We start from the raw sequence: 21991 nt of genomic DNA, 5'->3' as shown, positions 1-21991 counted from the left end.
GCGCCCCGGCGTTGGTGGGCAGCCGGGGGGGGTTGTACACCGTGCACCGGGGGGGCGCCACGGTGCGGGGGGGGGCGGGGGGGGGGGCCGGGGGGGGGGGGGGGGGGGGGGGGGGGCGCCCCCCCCCGCCGCAGCGGCGTCCGTCAGGAGTCGCGCAGTGCCGCGTCGACCTCCTCGGCCGACATGCCCTCGATCTCCAGGTGCAGCGCGGCGACCTGTTCGAGTCGCCCGGGCGTCTGCTCCTCGGCCGCCAGACGCTTGGCCATGCCGCCCGGCGTGAGCGTCGCGAACAGGGTGCGCACCGACACCTCGGAGGTGTCCAGGGCCTCCCGCAGCCGGCTCACGATCACGGTGGCGAGCACCGAGTCGCCGCCGAGCGCGAAGAACCCGTCGTCGAGGCCGACCCGTTCGGCGCCGAGGACGTCGGACCAGACGCGGGCGACGACCGTCTCCAGTGCGCTGCCGGGCGCCTGGTGCTCCTCCTCCCCCGTCTCCCGGGACTCCCACAGCGCCCGGACGGCGCGGCGGTCGAGTTTTCCGTTGGCGGTGAGCGGCAGTGCCGCGGCGACGGCGATCCGGGAGGGGACCATGTGCGGCGGCAGGACCGTGCGGGCCCACCGCCGCAGTTCCTCCTCCGTCGTGCCGGGAGCGGCGGCCACCGCGGCCGCCAGCTGGACACCTGGCCCGCCCGTCAGACCGGCGACGGCACGCCGCACCGCGGGGTGCCCGGCGAGCGACGCCTCCACCTCGCCGAGCTCGACGCGGAAACCGCGCAGCTTCACCTGGTGGTCGCGGCGGCCGAGGAACTCCAGCGTGCCGTCCGGCCAGTAGCGGGCGAGGTCGCCGGTGCGGTACCAGCGCACACCGCCGGCCTCGGTGAACTTCCCGGCCGTGCGCTCCGCGTCACCCCGGTAGCCGAGCGCCACGCCGTCCCCGCCGATCCACAGCTCCCCCGGCACCCAGTCGGGGCAGTCCCGGCCGCGCTGATCCACCACCCGGCAGCGGACGTTGCGCAGCGGCGTGCCGTAGGGCACGGCCCGCCAGTGCTGGGGCACCTGGGCGTCCACGACCTCGCAGACGGTGGAGTGGATGGCCGTCTCGGTGGTGCCGCCGAGGCCGGTGAACCGGCAGCCGGGAGCCCGCTCGGCGAGCCGCCCCGGCAGGTCGGTGCCGACCCGGTCCCCGCCGAGCAGCACCGCCCGCAGTCCCGTCAGTTCACCGGGTCCGGTGGCGAGCAGCAGCATGTCCAGCAGGGGCGGCACGCAGTTGAGGAGCGTCACCCGGTGCCCGCGCACCAACTCGGCCCACGGCCGGGCCTCGCGGCGGTCGGCCTCGTCGATCAGCACCACCGCGCCGCCCGCGCCCAGCAGCCCGAACACGTCGTAGACGGAGAGGTCGAAGTCGAGCGCGGACAGGGCGAGGCAGCGGTCCTCCGGGCCCACGGCGAAGCGCTCGTTCAGGTCGTCGACGGTGTTCACGGCGGCCCGGTGCGGCACCTCGACGCCCTTGGGCTCGCCGGTGGAGCCGGAGGTGAACAGGACATAGGCGACCTGCTCCTCGTCCACCGTGACGGGCGCGGGCAGCGGGTCGTGACGGAGCGCGTCCCGGACGGCCAGAAGGTCACCGGCCGCGGGGGCGTGGGCGGTTGCGCCGGCGGCGTCGGTGGTGCCGTCGGTGGTGCCGTCGGTCAGGGTCAGGCGGTAGCCCGCGGTGGCGCGGATGCGGTCGCGCCGGGCGGGCGGCTGCTCGACGCCGACGGGTACGTACGCGGCGCCGGCCGCCAGCACGCCGAGGACGGCGGTGATCTGGTCGGGCCCCTTGGGAAGACTGACCGCGACCGGGTCGCCCGGCCGTACCCCCCGGTCCACGAGGGCGGCGGCGCAGCGCAGGGCCCGGTCCGCCAACTGCCCGTAGTCCAGGACCCCTTCCGTCCCCCACAGCAGGGCTGGTGCCCCGGGCCGCTCGGCGGCGCGGGCGAAGAAGCCCTCGTGCAGCAGGCGGTGGCTGCGCGGGGCGGCGGTGGCGTTGACCGCGGCACGGACGGCCGACTGCTCCGCGGGCAGCAGGGCGCCGACCGGCCGGTCCCAGACGTCGTCCTCGGTGCCGAGCCGGGTGACCAGCCCGTGGAACGCGGCGAACATCGCGTCGACGAGCCCGGCGGGGAAGGCGTCCTCGCGTACGTCCCAGTTGACGAGGAGTCCGCCGTCGACCTCGGTGACCTGGGCGTCCAGCAGCACCTGCGGGCCCTGCGAGATGATCCACACCGGCTGCCCGAAGCAGGCGCGCACGTCCGCGTCGAAGAGCTCCCCGAGGTTGAGGGCACTGGTGAACACCACGGGCGCGAGGACCTGTTCCCCGCGCTGCCGGGTCAGGTCGCGCAGCACCTCCACGCCGGAATAGTCGGCGTGGGAGGCGTCGGTGTGCATCCGGTCCTGGAGCCGCCGGGCGTGCTCGGTGAACGGGGCCGGCTCGGCGAGGTCGACGTCGAGCAGGACCGAGCTGGTGAAGTCGCCGACGAGCAGGTCGGTGTCGGGGTGGGAGCCGCGGCGGTCGAACATGGGGACGTTCAGCAGGAAGCGCGGCTGACCGCTGTAGGCCGCCAGCACCTCCGCGAAGGCGGTCGCCACGGCCATGGCGGGGGTCAGCCCGTGCTGGTGGGCGCGGGCGGCCAGCCGCCGCTTCTCCTCCGGCGGCAGCCAGTGGTGCCGGCGCGTCACCCGGGTCGGGTCGGCCCGCTCCGCCTCGGGCACGAGCGGCAGGCCGGGCGCGCTGGGCAGCTCGGGCACCCGCCGCCGCCACCACTGCTGCGCCTGCTCCCGGCTCAGCCGCCGCACCTCGGCGCGCTCCGCCAGATACGCCGGGTAGCTGGTGCGGATCGGCGGCAGCGCGACGCCGGGGTCGTGGTAGAGCCGGGCCAGGTCGGAGAGCAGGACGCGGTAGCTGAGGGCGTCAGCGGCGAGCATGTCGACGTCCACGTGCAGCCGGCTGCGGCCCCCGGGCAGCAGGGAGAGCTGCACGGAGAACACCTCCCCTGCGGCCACGTCCAGCCGGGCGTGCGAGGAGGAGTGCCGGAGCTCCTCCAGCTTGGCCGAGGCCGTCCCGGGGTCCAGGGCCCGCAGGTCGTTCACGGCCGTCGCCGGTCGGCCGAGTTCGGGCAGGATCTGCTGGCGGCCGTCGTCGGTGAAGCGGGCCCGGAGCATGCCGTGCCGCCGGACCAGGGCCCGTACGGCGGTGTCGAGCCGTTCGGGATCGGTACCGGAGCCGTCGAACTCGACGTACAGGTGGGCGGCGACGGAGCCGAGGGTGGTGTCGTCGCCGCGGCCGATCCAGTAGGCGTGCTGCATCACGGCGAGCGGGAAGAGCTCGCCGGCTTCCGGCAGGGGGGCCTCCACGGCCGGCTCGGCGGGGGCCGGGGACCGGGACGCGAGCAGGGTCCGCCAGGCGCGCAGGGTGGGTTCCCGCGCGAGTTCGGCGAAGCCGACCTTGACGCCCTGCTTGCGCCAGGAGCCGGCGATCCTCATCAGGGTGATGGAGTCCAGGCCCCACGCGATGAGGCTGTCGTCGTCGCCCGGCGGGGTGTCCGGGCCCAGTGTGTCGGTGACCGTACGGAGCAGCTCGTCCGCGGTCGGGGGGTGCTGCGTCACCGGTTCCTCCGCTGTTCTCAGAAGCCGTCGTTGTCGTCGGAGTCGTCGCTGCCGTGCTCGAAGGCGGTCTCGAAGTCGTCGATGTCCTCCTGGGTCAGGTCCACCAGGGGCAGGTCCGACGGGGTGAGTCCGCCCGCCGGGGCATCCTCGGCCCGCCGCACGAGTCCGCGCAGCGCCCGCTCCCACAGCGCCAGCAGGGCGCGGATCCCGGCCGGGGGGAGGAACGCCCGCGGCGCGGCGGCGGAGACGTGCAGCCGGACCCCGTCGGACCGGTCCACGGCGACGGCGTTGATCTCCAGCCCGGACACGGCGGGCCGCTCGCCGCCCGGCGGCACGCGGAGCATGGGCGCCTCCGGGGCGAGCCGCCAGGGTTCGGCGGCGGAGCCGGACGCGGTGAACCGGCCGAGGTAGTTGAAGACGACCTGCGGGTGCGGGCGCCCGTCGAACGCGGCGGCCGTGCCGGGGTTGAGGTGGCGCAGCAGGCCGTAGCCGAGGCCGTGGCCCGGTACGGCGCGCAGCTGTTCCTTGATCCGCTTCAGGACCGTGGTCGCGGCCGGGCCGCCGGAGAGGGCCTCGTCCAGGTCGGCCGGGCCCGGGTCGAGGGCGACGGGGTGGACCGTGGTGAACCAGCCCACCGTGGCCGACAGGTCGACGCCCTCGGCGACTTCCTCCCGGCGCCCGTGGCCTTCGAGCCCGACCAGCAGCGAGCGGCCGGCGAGGTCCCCGCGCTCCTCGCGCCAGGCGGCCGCCGCCACCGCGAAGGCGCTCAGCAGCACGTCCGGGACGGTGGCCCGGCACGCGGCGGGCACCGTCGTCAGGAGCCGGCCGGACAGGTCCCCGGGCAGTACGCGCTTCTCCTCGCGGACGGTCGCCGCGGTGTCCCGGGCCGGATCGAGGCCCTGGTGGAGCAGCGGGCGTCCCCGGTCCAGCGTCCCGGTCCACCAGGGCAGTTCGCGTGCCCGTTCCGGTGTGCGCGCCTGCTCGGCCAGCAGGCCGCTCCAGCGGCGGAAGGAGGTACCGGTCCGTCGCGGGCGCGGGGACCTCCCGCTCCGCACCGCCTGCCAGGCGTCGGCCAGTTCCGCGGTGATGATCTGCCAGGACACCCCGTCGACGACGAGGTGGTGGGCGACCAGGAGCAGCCGGTCCGTGCCGAGCAGCACGGCCCGGAGCATGTGCCCGGCCCGTGGGTCGAGGCGGGCCGCGGCGTCCCGCACCTGCCGTTCCAGGTCGGTGTCCCGGGCCCGGGTCAGCAGGTCGGCCGCCCGCAGGGTGCCCGCCGCGGGGACGGTCAGGTGGCTGCCGTCGGGCGCCAGCCGGGCGCGGAGCATGTCGTGCCGGTCCACGAGGGCCTGCAGGACGGCGGCGGCGTCATCGTCGGTGAGGCCGGCGGGGGTCACCAGGAGGACGGCCTGGGCGAGGCCGTCGCAGGAGCCGCCGGGCCCGGCCGCCCACCGCATGACGGGGGTGAGGCCGGCCTCGCCCAGCGGATCGTCGGGGGCCGCGGTCGCGCCCGGGTGCCCGGTGTCCGCGGCGGCCGCGGCCGCGGCGAGTCCGGCCGGGGTCGGGGACCGGAAAACCTGACGGGGGCTGAGGGTCAGGCCGGCCTTGCGGGCGAGGGTCACCAGCCGGATGGAGACGATGCTGTCGCCGCCCAGCTCGAAGAAGTTGTCGTCCACGCCGACCTCTTCGAGGCCGAGGACGGTGGCGAAGAGCGCGCACAGCCGCCGTTCGCGTTCGGTCGCGGGTTCCCGGGAGGTGCCGGTGCCGGCCACGGGCCCGGGGGCGGGCAGGCCGGCCCGGTTCACCTTGCCCGACGGCAGCAGCGGGAAGGTGTCCAGGACGGTGAGGGTGCGCGGCACCATGTGCTCGGGCAGCCGCTCGAGGAGCCAGTCGCGCAGTGCGGGCAGGACACCGGGGGCGGCCAGGCAGTATCCGGCGAGCTGCTTGACGCCCGGTGCGTCCTCGCGGACGGCCACCACTGCGCGCCGGACCCCGGGGTGCTGTTCCAGGACCGCCTCGATCTCCTCCAGCTCGACCCGCATGCCGCGGATCTTCACCTGGTTGTCGGCTCGGCCCAGGAACTCCAGGGTGCCGTCGCGCCGCCAGCGGACCAGGTCGCCGGTGCGGTACAGGCGCGCCCCGGGCGGGCCGAACGGGTCGGCGACGAAGTGGGCGGCGGTGCGGCGCGGGTCGTTGACGTAGCCCCGGCCGAGGTAGACGCCGCCCGCGTACAACTCCCCGGGTACGCCGACCGGGACGGGCCGGAGCCGGTCGTCCAGGACGTACAGGCGGGTGTTGGAGTTGGGGCGGCCGATGGAGACGGCACTGCGGATCGCGCCGGTGCGGTACACGACGTGGCTGACGCCGATGGTGGCCTCGGCCGGACCGTAGCCGTGGTACATCACGGCCCCGCTGGCGGCCCGGAAGCGGGCGAACAGTTCGGGCGTGAGCACCTCGCCGCCGCACCACACGTGCTTCAGCGAGGCGGCGCGGCGGGCGAAGCCGTCGAGTTCGAGGAGCAGGTCCAGCATCGAGGAGACCAGGTAGGTGAAGGTCACCCGGTGCCGTTCGACGGTGCCGAGGAGGTAGTCCACGTCCCGTTCGCCGCCGGGTTCCGCGATCACCACGCGGCCGCCGTTGACCAGCGGCAGGAAGATCTCGTTGATGGAGATGTCGAAGCCGAGCGGTGCCTTGAACAGGGCCGCGTCGCCGGTCCCGAACCCCAGCAGGCCGCGCTGCCACAGCAGCCGGTGCGCGATGGCCCGGTGCCGGATCATGGCGCCCTTGGGGACGCCGGTCGAGCCGGAGGTGTGGATGACGTAGGCGAGGCCCTCGGGGTCGACGGGGACCGACGGGTGGTCGGCCGTGGGTCCGTCGAGGGTGACCTCGACGACGGGCGGCGCGTCCGGCCCGAGGACGTCCCGGCCGGGGAGGCCGCCGTCACCGGACCGGGCCAGGACGGCGGTCAGGGCCGCGCCCCGGCACACCTCGGCGATGCGGCGGGCCGGCCAGGACGGTTCCAGCGGGACGAAGGCGCCGCCCGCCTTCAGCACGGCGAGCAGGGCGACGACCATCTCCACGGACCGTTCCAGATGGATGCCGACCCGGCACTCGGGGCCCACGCCCAGGGAGACGAGGCGCCGTGCCAGGCCGCCCGCCAGGGCGTCGAGTTCCGCGTAGGTGAGGGCGGGGCCGCCGGGGACGCCGTACTCGACGGCCACGAGATGCGGGGTCCTGGCCGCCTGCTCCTCCACCAGCGCGGTGAGCGTGGTGGCCGGCATGGGCCGCGCGGTGTCGTTCCACTCCGCCAGCACCAGGTGCCGCTCGCGCGGGGTGAGGACGTCGGCGGCGCCCACCGGGCGGTCCGGGTGCCGGGCCAGTTCGCCGGCGAGACGGACGAAGCGCTCGGTCAGCTCCCGGGCGCTGTCCCAGTCGTAGAGGTCCTCGCTGTAGACCAGGGAGCCGTCGATGCCGCCGCCGTCCGCCCGTTCGAAGACGTGGAAGGCCAGGTCGGTCTTGGCCGTGTAGAAGGGCACGCGCCGCTCGGTCAGGACGAGTCCGGCGAAGTCCCGGACGGCGGGCGGGGCCTGCTGGTGGGCGAGCATCACCTGGAACAGGGGGTGGCGGCCCGTCGAGCGGGCCGGTGCGAGGGCGTCCACCAGCCGCTCGAAGGGCAGGTCCTGGTGGGCGTAGGCGTCCAGGTCGGCCTCCCGCACCCGGCTGAGCAGGGCGCGGAAGGGCGGGTCGCCGGAGACGTCGGTGCGCAGCACGAGCGTGTTGACGAAGAGGCCCACCAGGTCGTCCAGGACGGGGTCGCCGCGGCCCGCGACCGGGGTGCCGAGGGGGATGTCGTCCCCGGCGCCGAGCCGGGCGAGCAGGACGGCGAGAGCGGCCTGGAGGGCCATGAACACGGTGCCGCCGGTGCCGGCGGACAGGTCGCGCAGGGCGCGGTGGGTCGCGGCGTCGAGGCGGAAGCCGACGGCGCCGGCCCGGTGGCCGGGCACGGCGGGGCGTGGCCGGTCGACGGGCAGCTGCAGTTCCTCGGGGAGCCCTTCGAGGCGCCGGGCCCAGTGGTCCACCTCGCGCGCGGTGAACGCCTCGTCGAGCAGCTCGCGTTGCCACAGGGTGTGGTCGGCGTACTGCACGGTGAGCGGCGGCCAGGCGGGGGGTGCGCCGTCACGGCGTGCGGCGTACGCGGTCTCCAGGTCGCGCAGCAGCGGTTCGGCCGACCAGCCGTCGGTGGCGATGTGGTGGACGAGCAGGAGCAGTACGTGGTCGTCGGGGGCCACGGCGACGAGGGTGGCGCGGACGGGGAGTTCGCGGTCGAGGGCGAAGGGGTGGGCGGCGGCGCGGGCGAGCAGTGCGTCGGCCTCGCCGTCGGGCGCGGACAGCACGTCGAAGGGCACGGTGGCGTCCGCGCGGATCTCCTGCCGGGGCACGCCGTCCTCGTCGGGGAAGACCGTGCGCAGTGCCTCGTGGCGGTCCACGACGTCCTGGAGCGCCGCCCGCAGGGCCGCCGGGTCGAGCGGGCCGCGGAGCCGGACGGCGGTGGGGATGTTGTAGGTGGGGGCAGGTCCCTCCAGCCGGTGCAGGAACCACAGCCGGGACTGCGCGAAGGACAGCGGCACGGGATCCGGGCGGCGGGCCGGGAGCAGGGCGGGCCGCCGCTCGGCGGGCGTGTCCAGCAGGGGCGCGAGGGCGGCGGCGGTGGGGGTGTCGAAGACGGCGCGCAGCGGCAGGGTGACACCCCGCTCGGCCCGCAGGCGGGCGACGAGACGGGTGGCGAGCAGGGAGTGGCCGCCGAGGGCGAAGAACGCGTCGTGGACGCCGACCGAGGGCAGCCCGAGCAGGTCCGCGAAGAGGCGGCACAGCATCGCCTCGGCCTCGGTGCGGGGCGCGGTGCCGGTGGTGAGCGCCGACAGGTCGGGGGCGGGCAGGGCGGCGCGGTCGAGCTTGCCGTTGGGGGTCAGCGGCAGGGCGTCCAGCACGACGACCGCGGACGGGACCTGGTGGTCCGGCAGGGTCCCGGCGAGCGCGCGCCGGAGTTCCAGCGGTTCGGGCCGGGTGCCGGGGCGGGGGACGGCGTAGGCGATCAGGCAGGGTTCGCCGTGGGCGTCGGGGCCCGCGGTGACGGCGGCCTGGGACACGTCGGGCAGGGCGGCCAGGGCGGCCTCCGTCTCGCCCGGCTCGACCCGGAAGCCCCGGATCTTCACCTGGTCGTCGGCCCGGCCGAGGAACTCCAGCACGCCGTGGGCGGTCCAGCGGACCACGTCGCCGGTGCGGTAGAGGCGGCTGCCGGGCGGGCCGTAGGGGTCGGCGACGAAGCGTGCGGCGGTCAGGGCGGGGCGGCCGAGGTAGCCCCGGGCGAGCTGGGTCCCGGCGAGGTACAGCTCCCCCGCGGCTCCGGGCGGCACCGGGCGCAGGGCGGCGTCCAGCACGAGGGTGCGGGTGTTCCACACCGGGCGCCCGATGGGGACGGTGCCTGAGGCGGAGCGCGTGCCGTCGGCGCAGGGCCAGGCGGTGACGTCGACGGCCGCCTCGGTGGGGCCGTACAGGTTGTGCAGGGCGGTGCCGGGCAGCAGGCGGGCGCAGCGTTCGGCGAGGTCCGCAGGCAGGGCCTCGCCGCTGCACACGACGCGGCGCAGCACGCCCCGGGCCCGGGTGGCGGCGGGGTCGTCGAGGAAGACCCGGAGCATCGACGGGACGAAGTGGGCCGTGGTGACGCGCTGTTCGCGGATGAGCGCGGCGAGGTGGGCGGGGTCGCGGTGGCCGCCGGGGCGGACGAGGACCAGCGCCGCTCCGGTGATCAGCGGCAAGAAGAACTCCCAGACGGACACGTCGAAGCCCGCCGGTGTCTTCTGCAGCACCCGGTCGCCGGGTCCCGGGCGGTAGGTGTCCCGCATCCACAGCAGCCGGTTGACGATCGCGGCGTGCGGCACGACGACGCCCTTGGGGCGGCCCGTGGAGCCGGACGTGAAGATGACGTACGCGGGGTGGCCGGGCCGCAGCGGCGCGATCCGGTCCGCGTCCGTGACGGGGTCCGGGGCCTGGGCGGCCAGGCGTTCGCGCAGGCCGGGGTCGTCGAGCAGGAGGAGGGGTGCCGTGCGGGCGGGGACCCGTCCGGCGGCGCCGCTCGACGTCAGGACGAGCGCCGGGGCGGCGTCCTCGGCCAGCACGGCGAGGCGTGCCGCGGGGTAGCCGGTGTCCAGGGGCACGTAGGCGGCGCCCGCCTGGAGCGTCGCGAGGAGCGCCACGACGAGGTCGGGTCCCCGGTCGAGGGCCACGGCGACGCGGTGTTCTGGGCCGACGCCGTGGCTGATCAGCAGGCGGGCCAGGCGGTTGGCGCGGGCGTGGAGCGCGGCGTAGCCGAGGCTGCCGTCCTCGTGGGTGAGTGCCGGTGCGCCGGGGGTGCGGGCGGCCTGCTCGGCGAGCAGCGCGGCCAGGGTGGTGCCGGGGACGGGCCGGGTGGTGGCGTTCCACCCGCCGAGCACCTGCTCCTCCTCGGCCGCGGACATCAACGGCAGCCGGGAGACGGGCCGTTCCGGATCGGCCAGTCCGGCGGCCAGCAGCGTCTCCAGCCGGATCAGCAGCCGGTCGACGGTCTCCGGGGTGAACAGGGCGCTGCGGTAGGTGGCCTCGATGCGCAGCCGTCCGCCGGTGAGGAACGCCTCCAGGGACAGGTCGAACTGGGTGGTGTCGTTGTGGACGGTCTCCCAGTCGGCGCTCACCCCGGGCAGCTCGGGACCCTGGAGCCCCTGGGTGAGGAAGAGCAGCATGACGTCGAACCAGACGGCCCGGCCCGGGTGGCGTTCCGGCCGCAGCCGCTCCACCAGCACGTCGAACGGCATGTCCTGGTGGGCGTACGCCTCGGTGCACAACCGGCGGACCCGCTCGACGAGTTCGCCGGTCCCGGGGTCGCCTTCGAGGTCGGCGCGCAGGGGCAGGGTGTTGCCGAAGTTGCCGATCAGCCGGTCGAGTCCGGGCAGGTCGCGGTTCATGACGGCCGAGCCGACGGGTATGTCGGTGGCGCCCGTGAGGCGGTGGAGCAGGGCGGCCAGGCCCGCGAGCAGCACCATGAACGGGGTGGCGCCGGCGGTGCGGGCGAAGGCGGTGAGCCGCTCGGTGACCTCGGGCGCGAAGGTGTGGAAGCGGCGGTCTCCGTGCGCGGTGGGCCGGGGCGTGCGGGGTGCGTCGACGGGCAGGTCGAGGGGGCGGGGCGGCGGGACCAGGGCGGTGCGCCAGTGGTCGAGGTGTCCGGCCAGCCGTTCACCGGTGAAGGTGGTGCGCTGCCAGAGCGCGAAGTCGGCGTACTGGAGCGGGAGTGCGCCGAGCGGGTCGGCCTCGTCACCGAGGGCGGCCCGGTAGAGGGCGCTCAGGTCGTGGGAGAGGGCGTTGAAGGTGCCGCCGTCCCAGGCGATGTGATGCACCGTCAGGACAAGGGTGTGGTCCCGGTCGTCGCGCCGGAGCAGCAGGGCCCGCAGGGGGTGGTCGGTGGCGAGGTCGAACGGGGTCGCTGAGGCGGTCCGGGCCCGTGCCGCCGCGCGCCGGTCGCGCTCGTCCGCGGGCAGGGGGTGCAGGTCGACCGCCTCGAAGGCCACCTCGGCCTTCTCGTCGACGACCTGGTGGGGTGTTCCGTCGTCGGCCGCGGGATACCGGGTGCGGAGCACCTCGTGCCGGGCGAGCAGGCCGGTCAGGGCGGTGCGCAGCGCGTGGGCGTCGAGGGGGCCGCGCAGCCGGATGGCCAGGCAGACGTTGTAGGCGGGGCTGGCCGGGTCGAGCTGCTGGAGCAGCCACATCCGGGACTGCGCGTAGGACAGGGGCAGGGGGCCCGTGCCCGCGGGCCGGGGCGGGATCCGTTCGGCCCGGGCCGGGGCGTCGGCCAGGCCGGCGTTCTCCAGTCTGCGGCGCAGCAGTTCCCGCTTGCGGGCCGCGAGGTCGCCGGGCGGGGGCGCCTGGGTGTCGGTCACTGGTTGCCGCCTTTCAGGAGCCGTTCCAGGGAAGCGGTCCACAGCCCGCCGAGCCGCTCGGTCTGTGCCCGGGTGAAGAGCCGTTCCGGCCAGTGCCAGCGGGCCGTCAGCACCGGACCGCCGGCGTCCGCCCTCTCGTCGATCGCCGCGTCGAGGACCAGCGGGTACCGGACCGGTGTCGCCGGGTCGGCCCAGCCGCCCACGGCGCCCGTCTCGGGTGCGCCGGTGAACGCGGCGTCTCCGGGCTGCTCGCCGGCGGTCATCCGGCCCAGGTAGTCGACCAGGATCGCGGGCTGGGGCAGCGCGGCGAGGAGGGGCGCGGTGTCCGGGTTGAGGTGGCGCAGCAGGCCGTGCCCGATGCCCTGGTCGGGCGGGGCGGCCACCTGGTCGCGCACGCGCCGCAGCTGCTCGGCGGGGGGCCCGTCACCGGGGTCGAGACGGACGGGGAAGACGGTGGTGAACCGGCCCAGGGTGCCGGACAGGTCGGCGCCCGGCAGGAGCTGCTCCTCGCGGCCGTGCCCCTCCAGGGCGACCAGGACGGAGCCGTCCGGCGCGGGACGGCCCAGTTCGCGCCGCCAGGCCGGGACGGCGAGGGCGAGCGCGGTGAGCAGGGTGTCCCGCACCGGGTGGGTGAGGAGGCGTGCGGTGAGGTCCGGTCCGAGGGTCGTCTCGTGGCGGCGCAGGGTGGCCAGGGTGTCCCGGGCGGGGTCGAGCGGCGCGGCGCCGGGTTCCGGTTCGCGGTGCCCCGACACGGCGGTCCAGTGGGCGAGTTCGGCCGTGCGGCGTGGTGCGACCGCCTCGGCCCGCAGGGCCCGGGCCCACTCCCGGAAGGACGTGCCCGGGGGCGGCAGCGGCGTGCCGTGCCAGGCGGCGGCGAGGTCGGCGGTGAGGACGCCCCAGGAGGCCGCGTCGGCCGTCACCTGGTGCAGGACGGCCAGCAGTCGTCCCTCGCGGTGCGGCCCGGTGTCGAACCACAGGAACCGGGCCATTTGCCCGGCGGCCGGGTCGAGTTGAGCGGCCAGCTCCGCCAGGGCGCCGGGTACGTGCTCGCCGATCGTGGCGTGGTCCAGCCCCGCGGCGTCGGTGCGCCGTACCCGGTCGGCGGCGCGGACGGTGCCCGGCGGTGCGGTGCGCAGGTGCCAGGTGCCCCGCTCGTCGGGCCCGAACGTGGCGCGCAGCAGGTCGTGCCGGTCCAGGACGGTCTGCACCGTGCGGAGCAGGCCGTCGAGGTCCATGCCGGGCGGGGTGCGCAGGAGGCGGGCCTGGCCGAGCGCGTCGAAGGGGACGTCCTGCTCGGTCAGCGAGGCGAGCGCCGGGGTCGGCGGGATGTCGCCGACGCCCGTGTCCGGGTCGCCGCCCGGGCGGGGTGCGGTACCGGCGGCCGCCGCGAGCCCTGCCACGGTCGGGTGCTCGAACACGTCACGGGGTGAGAGCGCGAGCCCGGCGGCGCGGGCCCGGCCGACCAGCCGCATGGAGACGATGCTGTCGCCGCCGAGCGCGAAGAAGCTGTCGTGCACGCCCACCGAGTCCAGCCCGAGGACCTGTGCGAAGAGATCGGCGAGCTGCTTCTCGGCCGCGGTGCGCGGCGGTTGCGCGGCGGGCCCGGCGGCCCGGGACGGGGCCGGCAGCGCGGCGGTGTCGAGCTTGCCGTTGAGGGTGAGGGGGAACGCGCCGACCGGGACGAACGCCGACGGCACCATGTGGTCGGGCAGGACGGCGGCGGCCGCGCGGCGCAGCAGCCGGGCCGTGTCCTCGGCGGGCGGGGCGGCCGGGGCGGTGACGACGTAGGCGACGAGGCGGCGCACGCCCGGGGTGTCCTCGCGGACGACGACCGCGGCGCGTTCGACGAGTGCGTGATCCAGCAGGACCGCCTCGATCTCGCCGGGTTCGACGCGGTAGCCCCTGATCTTGACCTGGTCGTCGACGCGGCCGAGGCACTCCACGAGGCCGCGCGGGGTCCACCGGGCGATGTCCCCGGTGCGGTACATGCGGGTGCCGGGCCGGGGTGAGAACGGGTCGGCGACGAAGCGGCTCGCGGTGGTTCCCGGGCGGCCCAGGTAGCCGCGCGCCAGTCCCTCGCCGGCGATGTACAGCTCGCCCTCGACGCCCGTGGGCACCGGGTTGAGGTGCCCGTCGAGGATGTACAGGGTGGCGCCCGCCACGGGCCGGCCGATGGCGGGCCGGTCGCTGAGCGCGAGGTCGCAGTCGGCCGAGTCGACGGTGCACTCGGTGGGCCCGTACAGGTTGTGGGCGGCCAGTCCCGCGGTCTCCCGCAGGACGCGCCACAGGTCGGGCGGCACGGCCTCGCCGCCGACGCCCAGCACCTTCAGCTCGCCGCGCCAGCCGCCGCCGCGCGCGACCACCTCGGCGAGCAGGGAGGGGGACAGTTCGATGAACTCGATGCGGTTCCCGGCGAGGAAGGCGCGCAGCGCGTCGGGGTCGCGGCGGACGTCCTCGGGCACCAGGTGCAGTTCGTGCCCGGCGAACATCCACAGCATGGGCTGCCAGGAGGCGTCGAAGGCCGTCGGCCAGGCGTGGCCGACGCGCAGCGGCCGGCCGCCGGCCGCCGCCGCGGCCGGTGCGTGCAGGGCGGCGTGGTGGGCGGCGTACAGGTTGACGATCGCCCGGTGCGGCACGACGACGGCCTTGGGGCGGCCGGTGGAGCCGGAGGTGTAGATGACGTAGGCGGGGTGTTCGGGCAGCAGCGGTCCGCCGCGTTCGGCGTCCGTGAGAGCGGTGCCGTCCGCGTCCGCGAGGCGCCGCCGGGTGGCGGGGTCGTCGAGCAGGAGCACGGGGACGTCACCGAGGGCGGCCGGGCCGGGGGCGGTGGCGGCGGTGGCGACGAGGGCGACGGGCCGGGCGTCGGCGAGCATCCCGGCGATGCGCTCCTCGGGCCAGGCGGGGTCCAGCGGCAGGTAGGCGGCGCCCGCCTTCTGGACGGCGAGCAGCGCGGTGATCGTCTCGGGTGCGGGCGGCAGGGCCAGGGCGACGATCCGCTCCGGCCCGGCACCGGAGCCGGCCAGGATCCGGGCCAGCCGGTTGGCCGCGGCGTCGGCCTCGGCGAAGGTGAGCCGCCGTCCGTCACCGGCGACGGCCACGGCGTGCGGGGTCCGGGCGGCCCGGTCCTGGAAGATGTCCGGCAGGGTGGCGTGCGGGGCGGGCAGCGGCCGTGTCCTGCCGCGGGCCAGCAGCGCGGCCCGCTCCTGCGGCGCGAGGACGTCCAGGGCCGCCAGGGGCGAGTCCGGCGCCGCCACGACCGCGCCGGCGAGCTGCTCGAAGCGCCCGGCCAGCCGCTCCACGGCCGGGCGGTCGTAGCAGTCGGGCCGGAACTCGAAGACGACGCCGAGGCGTTGCCCGGTGAGGACGGCCAGGGTCAGCGGGTAGTGGGTGGCGCCGGAGCCCTCGACGCCGAGGATCCGCAGCCCGGCCTCCGCCTCCGCGCGGGCGACCGCCTCCCGGTCGATCGGGTAGTTCTCGAAGACCAGCAGGGTGTCGAAGAGGTCCCCGGCCCCGGCGAGGCGCTGGATCTCGGTGAGTCCGAGGTACTGGTGGTCCATCAGCCGGGACTGCTCGTCCTGCAGCCGGCGCAGGAAGGCCGCGGCGGGCTCGCCCGGCGGTGCGGACACCCGCACGGGCACGGTGTTGATGAACAGGCCGATCATCGACTCGGCGCCGGCGAGTTGGGCGGGCCGCCCCGCCACCGTCGCGCCGAAGACCACGTCCTGCCTGCCGGTCAGCCGCGCCAGCAGCAGGGCCCACAGGCCCTGGACGACGGAGTTGACGGTGACGCCCCGGGCGCGGGCGAGCCGCTGGACGCCGGCGGTGAGGTCCGCGGACAGCCGCAGGGTGTGCAGTTCGGGCGGGACGGGGACGAGACCTGCCGCCGCGGGGGCCAGCAGGGTCGGTGCCGCCCCGGCGAGCGCCCGGCGCCAGGCCCGGCCGGATGCCTCCCGGTCGCGGGTCGCCAGCCAGGCGAGGAAGTCCCGGTACGGCCGCACGGCGGGCGGCGGGGCGCAGCGGCCGGGGGCGAGCCGGTGGGCGTACAGCCGGAGCAGTTCCCGGACGAGCAGCGGGATCGACCAGCCGTCCAGGAGCAGGTGGTGGTTGGTGAGGACGAGCAGCCACCGGTCCCCGCCCCGGTCGATCAGGGTCAGGCGCAGCAGCGGCGGGTCCGTCGGGTCGAAGCGGGTGGCGGCGGCGTCGGCGACGAGCCGCTCCACGTCGGCCTCGCCCGCGGCGGTGGCCTCCCGCCAGTCGACGGGAACCTCCTTGAGGACGACCTGCACCGGCTCGTCCATGTCGTCCTCGTGCAGGAAGGCGCTGCGCAGCACGGCGTGCCGGGCGACGAGTTCCTCGGCTGCGGCGCGCAACGGCCCCGGCCGCAGCGGGCCTTCGAGCTCCACGAGGGACTGCATGGTGTAGACGTCCCGGGCGGCCTCGTCGAACAGGGCGTGGAACAGCAGGCCCTGTTGCAGCGGGGACAGCGGCAGGACGTCCTCGACCAGGGACCCGTCGTCCGCCGCCCCGGCGGGCTCTGTGCTCATCGGCTCCTCCACCTCGCCTTGACGTTGTCGAGCTGCGACGGACTGAGCGACACCAGGGGGGCCGCCGTCGCGGTGAACTCCTCCTGTGGTGCGGCGCCGTCCGGCAGCGCGCGGGCGAGACCGGCCGGGGTGCGGTGGGTGAACACGTCCCGCGGGGAGAGTCCGAGTCCGGCCCTGCGGGCCCGGTCGGCGAGCCGGACGGAGACGATGCTGTCGCCGCCGAGGGCGAAGAAGTCGTCGTGGACGCCGACGCGTTCGACACCGAGGACCTCGGCGAACAGGCCGCACAGCGCCTTCTCCGGTTCGGTGCGCGGCGGTGCGAAGGTGCTCGCCCCGGCGGTGAAGTCGGGGGCGGGCAGCGCACGGCGGTCGAGTTTGCCGCTGGGGGTCAGCGGCAGCGCCGGGAGGACCACCACGGCGGCCGGGACGAGCGGCGCCGGGAGCCGCTCGGCGAGCGCGAGCCGCAGGGCGGCCGGGTCCGGTACGCCGTCACCGTCCGGCTCGGGTTCGGCGTACGCCACGAGCCGCCGGGGCGCCGTCCCGTCCTGGCGGGCCACGACGGCGGCCCGGCGCACGCCCGGCAGGGCACGGACCGCCGCCTCGACCTCACCGGGCTCGACCCGGAAACCCCGGATCTTCACCTGCTGGTCGGCCCGGCCCAGGAACTCGACCATGCCGTCGGACCGGAGCCGGGCGAGGTCGCCGGTGCGGTAGAGGCGGCCGCCGGGTGGTCCGAAGGGATCGGCGACGAACCGCTCGGCGGTGCGGCCGGGCTGATCGAGGTACCCCCGGGCGAGCCCGTCCCCGGCGAGGTACAACTCCCCTGCCGCACCGGCCGGGGCGGGCCGCAGGAAGGGGTCCAGCACGTACACCCGGGTACCGTCGATCGGCCGCCCGAGCGGAACGGCTGCACCGTCCGGCCGACCCGGCGGGACGCGGCCGGGTCCCGGCCCGACCAGCGGGGCGGAGCCGTCGCCGGCCGGGGCGGAACCGGTGGCCCGGCGGCCCGGCGGGACCCCCTCCGGGCCCGGCACGCCCAACAGGGCTGAGCCATCGCCGACCGCGCCGGTGGCCGGGGCGGAGCCGGTGGCCCGGCGGCCCGGCGGGACCCCCTCCGGGCCCGGCACGCCCAACAGGGCTGAGCCGTCGCCGACCGCGCCGGTGGCCGGGGCGGAACCGGTGGCCCGACGGCCCGGCGGGACCCCCTCCGGGCCCGGCGCGCCCAACGGGGCGGAGGCAGCGGCCGGATGGGCCGGCACGGCGCCGGCCGGCGAGTCCGGGCCGAGGGCCGGGTGCACCGGCGGGACACTCCCCGCGCCCGATCCGCCCCACAGGGCGGAGCTCGCACCGGCCGAGTGGGGTGAAGGGGCGGCGTCGGCGCTGGGCCCGTTCCATGGGGCCCTGCCGGCGTCCGGGCCGCCCGGTTCCGGGGAGGGCCGGTCCTGGTCCTCCGCCGTGCCGTCGTCGGCGGCGTACACGTGGGCCAGGCTGTCGCCCGCCGCTTCCGAGCAGCCGTAGAGGTTGACGAGGCGGGAGCCGGGCCAGCGGGCGGTGATGCGGCGGGCCAGGTCGGTGGTCAGGGGCTCGCCGCTGGAGATCCAGGTGCGCACCGAGGTGAAGCCGCCCGGCGGGGTGGACTCGACCAGGGTGGTGTGGAGGCTGGGCACCGCGGTGAGCATCGTGGCGCCGTGCCGGCCGGCCAGCGCCGCCAGCGCGGCCGGGTCGCCGGCCGACTCGTCGTCGGCGAGGGCCACCGCCTCGCCCGCGACCAGCGCGCCGAGCAGTTCGGTCAGGCCGTCGATGAAGCTGATCGGGCTCTTGGCGACGCGGACGCCGCCCGGGCCGTCCGTCAGGCTCCTGCCCCAGGCGAGCCGGTTGGCCAGGGCGCGCTGGGTGCCGAGCACGCCCTTGGGGCGGCCGGTGGATCCGGAGGTGAACACGACGTACGCGGGGTGGTCGGGTGACAGGGGCGGGCGCGCCGCGGCGGTGGCCCTCTCACCGGGGTCGCAGACCGCCTCCGGGTCGAGGGCGAGACGCCGGGCCGTCTCCCGGTCGCCGACCACGAGCGGGGGCCGGGCGTCCCGGAGCATGAGGGCGATGCGCTCGGGCGGGTAGGCCGGGTCGAGGGGCATGCAGGCCGCCCCCGCCTTGAGGACGGCGAGCAGGGCGACGACGAGGCCGGGTCCGCGCGGCAGGGCGACGGCCACGATCGTCTCCGGCCCGGCGCCACGGGCGAGCAGGGCGGCGGCCAGTCCGTCCGCGGCCGCGTCGAGTTCCGCGAAGGTGAGGGTGGTGTCCCCGTGGTGGACCGCGGGAGCGTGCGGCGTGCGGGCGGCCTGCTGCACGAAGAGGTCGCGGACGGTGGCCCACGGCCGCTCCGGCGGATCGGCATCCCGGTCCGCACCGCCGGGGGCCGTGTCCAGCCGTCCCACCGGCCGGCCGGGATCCTCGGTGAACGCCCGTACGAGCCGGTGCAGACCCGTCGCGATGTCCGTCACCGTCGCCTCGTCGAGCGCCGAGGGCCGGTGACTGAAGGTCAGGGTGAGGCGGTCGCCCGGCAGGGCGGTGAGGGTCAGCGGGTAGTGCGTGGCGTCGCGGACCGACACCCCGGTCATGCGGGGGCCGCCGGGGCCCAGGGCGTCGGCGATGCCCTCGTCGTCGATGGGGTAGCTCTCGAACACCAGCAGCGTGTCGAAGAGCAGGTCGTGCCCGGCGGCCCGCTGGATGCCGGCGAGGCCGAGGTGTTCGTGGCCGAGCAGGGCCGAGCGTTCGGACTGCATCCGCCGGAGCAGGTCGGCGAGCGGCTCGGCGGGGCGTAACCGCACGCGCACGGGCAGGGTGGTGATGAACAGCCCGACCATCGACTCGATGCCGGGCACGTCGGCGTCCCGGCCGGACACCGTGCCGCCGAGGACCACGTCGAGCCGGCCGGTGTACCGGGCGAGCAGCACCGCCCACAGTCCCTGGAGCACGGTGCTGACGGTCACGCCACAGGCGCGGGCCGCCGCGGTGAGGGCCGTGGTCTCCCGCCCGGTCAGTTCCACGACGTGCCGCCCGGGCCGTTCGGCGGGCAGGTCCCGCGCCCCGGGGGCGAGGAGGCACGGCTCGTCGAGGTCGTGGAGGGCGTCCCGCCACGCCTGTTCGGCGGCCGACCGGTCCTGGCGGGACAGCCACGCCAGGTAGTCGCGGTAGGGCCGCACCGGGGGCAGGGCGGCCGGGTCGCCGCCCGAGGTGTGGAGCCGGAAGAGCTCGCGGACCAGCACGGGCGCGGACCAGCCGTCCCACAGCAGGTGGTGGGAGGAGATCAGCAGCCGGTGGTCCCGGTCCCCGAACGCCACGAGCCGGACCCGCAGCAGCGGCGGGCGGGTGAGGTCGAAGCGCACCTCGCGGTCGCGGGCGAGCAGTTCCTCGAACGCGCGCTGCCGTTCGGCCGGCGGCAGTCCGGACAGGTCCGTCTCGCGCCAGGGCGTGCGGATCCCGCCGGCGATCACCTGGACCCGCCGGCCCGACCGCTGGGTGCGGAAGGCGGCCCGGAGGTTGGCGTGCCGGGTCAGCAGCGCGTCGGCCGCCGTGCGCAGCCGGCCCGCGTCCAGGGGCCCTTCGAGGCGGAGGACGAGCTGTCCGGTGTAGACGTCCGGGGCGTGCTCGTCGTAGAGGGCGTGGAAGACCATGCCCTCCTGCGTCGGGGACAGGGGCAGGACGTCCTCCACGACCGGGCGGGGCGCCATCAGGCGCCGGCTCCGCCCATGGCCTCGGCCAGACTGCGCGGGCGCATGTCCGTCCAGTGCCGCTCGATGTGCTCCAGGCACGCGGCGCGGGTGTCCGGTCCGTGCACGCTCTCCCAGCCGGCCGGGACGGGCGCGAAGTCGGGCCACAGCGAGTACTGGCCCTCGTCGTTCACCAGGACGCGGAAGACGCCGTTGTCGTCGTCGAACGGGTTGGCCATGGCTCAGTTCCCCTTCTGCTGGGTGACGGCTCCGGAGTGCTGGTCCGGCGCCCCGGGCACGGGTTCGGCCGGGTCGGCGCCGAGCGCGAGGATCCGGTTGGCCCGGTCGACGTGGACGATCCGGGGCCGGTGGGTGGCGCGTTCGGTCTCGTCGAGCACGGCGAACGACATGACGATCACGAGGTGGCCGGGGTGGACGAGGTGGGCGGCGGCCCCGTTGACGCCGATGACGCCGGTGCCGCGTGCGCCGGTGATGGCGTAGGTGGTGAGCCGGGCGCCGTTGTCGATGTCGACCACGTGGACCTGCTCGCCCTCGGTGATGCCGGCGGCGTCCATGAGGTCCTGATCGATCGTCAGGGACCCTACGTAGTGCAGATCGGCCTGGGTGACGGTGGCTCGGTGGATCTTGCCGTTGAGCAAGGTGCGCTGCACCATGACCCCCTGAGGAGTAGCACTTAGGTGAGGCTAACCTAAATGAACATCGCCGTGTCCGGAAGGACGGCTACGCGGAACAGGTGCGGAAGGACACCGGCAGCACCCGGTTCACCTCGTGGGGGAACGGTCGCACCGGGCACGGTCCTCCTCGCGGGCGCACGGTCAGTCGGCGGCCGGTGACGCCTCGGCGGCGGGCGCCGTACGCCCCTGGCCGGCGGGCGGCCCCTGGAGGGTCGCCCTGCGCAGCCCCGGCAGGGCGACGGCGACCGCCGCCACACCGGCCAGGCAGACCACTCCGCCGACGGCGACGGCACCGGCGGCTGAACCGAGGCCCCGCGCGACCAGACCGGCCTCCACGTTGCCCACCGAGGGGCCTGCGGTGGCCTGCGCCAGCCACAGGCTGCCCACCCGGCCCTGGAGGCGGTCGGGCGTGTAGTGCTGGAGCAACGCCCGGCGCAGGATCTCGGAGACGGTGTCGCCGAGGCCGGCCAGGGCCAGGAAGGCCAGCGCGGTCCACAGCCCGGGGCTCAGGCCGAAGCAGGTGATCGCCACACCCCACAGCGCGACCGCGCCGATCAGGGCCCGGCCGGTGTGGTGGATGCGGCCGGTCCAGCCACTGGTCAGCGCCCCGAAGAAGGAGCCGACGGCGGGGGCGGTGTAGAGCAGGCCGACGGTGGAGGGCCCGCCGCCGAAGTGCTCGGTGCCGAGCTCGGGGAAGAGCGCGTACGGCATGGCGAAGACCACGGCGCACACGTCGATGAGCAGCAGCCCGGCCACGACCTGGTTGCCGCGCAGGAACCGCAGCCCCTCCCCCATGGCCTTGAGGGGGTGCTGCGGCTCCCCGCCCCCTTCGGGCGCGAGGCGGGGCAGCGGGGCCAGCAGGGCGAGACCGACGACGTAGACGAGCGCGTCGATCGCGAAGCACAGCGCGACGCCCGGGCCGGCCGCGATCACGCCCGCCAGGGAGGGCCCGGCCATGGCGCCGAGCTGGGCGGTGAGGGTCATCAGCGCCCCGGCGGCGGCCAGTTGGCCCGGCGCCACCAGGGCCGGTGCCGCGGCCATCAGGGCCGGTCCGCCCAGTCCGCCGACGCCGCCCGCGAGGACGGCGGCCACGAACACGAACCACACCCGCGGGTCGGGCAGCGCCGCGTTCACGGCCAGGCCGGCGATCACCACGGCGGTCGCGGCCCGGGTGACGAGGACGATCCGGCGCCGGTCCACCCGGTCGGCGAGCACGCCGCCCGCGACCAGGCCGACCAGCAGCGACAGCCCCAGCGACAGGCTCATCAGGCCCACCTGGACCGAGGATCCGGTCAGCGCGTAGACCTGGAGGCCGGCCGCGACCGAGGTGAGGTGCGTGCCCAGCATGGAGATCGCCTGGGTGGCGAAGAGCAGCCGGAAGCCTCTGCTGGTCCGCAGGGGCGCGACGTCGACGACGACTTCTCCCAGTCGCAC

General features: G+C 76.3%; 7 protein-coding genes. All 7 read right to left on the bottom strand.

Translation table 11 applies throughout. The annotated features are described in order from the left end of the window. Positions 1-143: 143 nt before the first annotated feature. Positions 144-3644: an amino acid adenylation domain-containing protein gene (locus ACF07N_RS01895; protein WP_392107124.1), complete on the bottom strand. Its 3501-nt coding sequence runs from the start codon at positions 3642-3644 to the stop codon at positions 144-146. A 17-nt stretch (positions 3645-3661) separates the two neighbouring features. Continuing rightward, the gene (locus tag ACF07N_RS01890; RefSeq protein WP_392107121.1) at positions 3662-11611 is read right to left on the bottom strand and encodes an amino acid adenylation domain-containing protein; all 7950 of its coding nucleotides are present in this window, start codon (positions 11609-11611) and stop codon (positions 3662-3664) included. Then, the gene (locus ACF07N_RS01885; protein WP_392107118.1) at positions 11608-16155 is read right to left on the bottom strand and encodes an amino acid adenylation domain-containing protein; all 4548 of its coding nucleotides are present in this window, start codon (positions 16153-16155) and stop codon (positions 11608-11610) included. Before ACF07N_RS01885 ends, ACF07N_RS01890 begins: the two co-directional genes overlap by 4 nt. Then, the gene (locus tag ACF07N_RS01880; protein WP_392107115.1) at positions 16152-19883 is read right to left on the bottom strand and encodes a condensation domain-containing protein; all 3732 of its coding nucleotides are present in this window, start codon (positions 19881-19883) and stop codon (positions 16152-16154) included. The genes ACF07N_RS01885 and ACF07N_RS01880 overlap by 4 nt, the downstream gene beginning before the upstream one ends. After that, the gene (locus tag ACF07N_RS01875) at positions 19883-20101 is read right to left on the bottom strand and encodes an MbtH family protein (protein WP_392107112.1); all 219 of its coding nucleotides are present in this window, start codon (positions 20099-20101) and stop codon (positions 19883-19885) included. Before ACF07N_RS01875 ends, ACF07N_RS01880 begins: the two co-directional genes overlap by 1 nt. A 3-nt stretch (positions 20102-20104) precedes the next feature. Beyond that, positions 20105-20533: an aspartate 1-decarboxylase gene (panD, locus tag ACF07N_RS01870; protein WP_383329472.1), complete on the bottom strand. Its 429-nt coding sequence runs from the start codon at positions 20531-20533 to the stop codon at positions 20105-20107. Positions 20534-20698: 165 nt separating this feature from the next. Continuing rightward, a complete protein-coding gene (gene entS, locus ACF07N_RS01865) occupies positions 20699-21991 on the bottom strand; it encodes an enterobactin transporter EntS (RefSeq protein ID WP_392107109.1) in 1293 nt (430 codons plus the stop codon).

Source organism: Streptomyces sp. NPDC015242 (assembly GCF_043079125.1).
Classification (GTDB): domain Bacteria; phylum Actinomycetota; class Actinomycetes; order Streptomycetales; family Streptomycetaceae; genus Streptomyces.
Note: the sequence above shows the minus strand (reverse complement) of the source record. Positions and strands in the feature narration are given on the sequence as shown.

Excerpts from the sequence above, each read along its gene's own strand:
- ACF07N_RS01880 (WP_392107115.1), bottom strand. The coding sequence starts at position 19,883 with ATGGCGCCCCGCCCGGTCGTGGAGGACGTCCTGCCCCTGTCCCCGACG.
- ACF07N_RS01885 (WP_392107118.1), bottom strand. The coding sequence starts at position 16,155 with ATGAGCACAGAGCCCGCCGGGGCGGCGGACGACGGGTCCCTGGTCGAG.
- ACF07N_RS01875 (WP_392107112.1), bottom strand. The coding sequence starts at position 20,101 with ATGGCCAACCCGTTCGACGACGACAACGGCGTCTTCCGCGTCCTGGTG.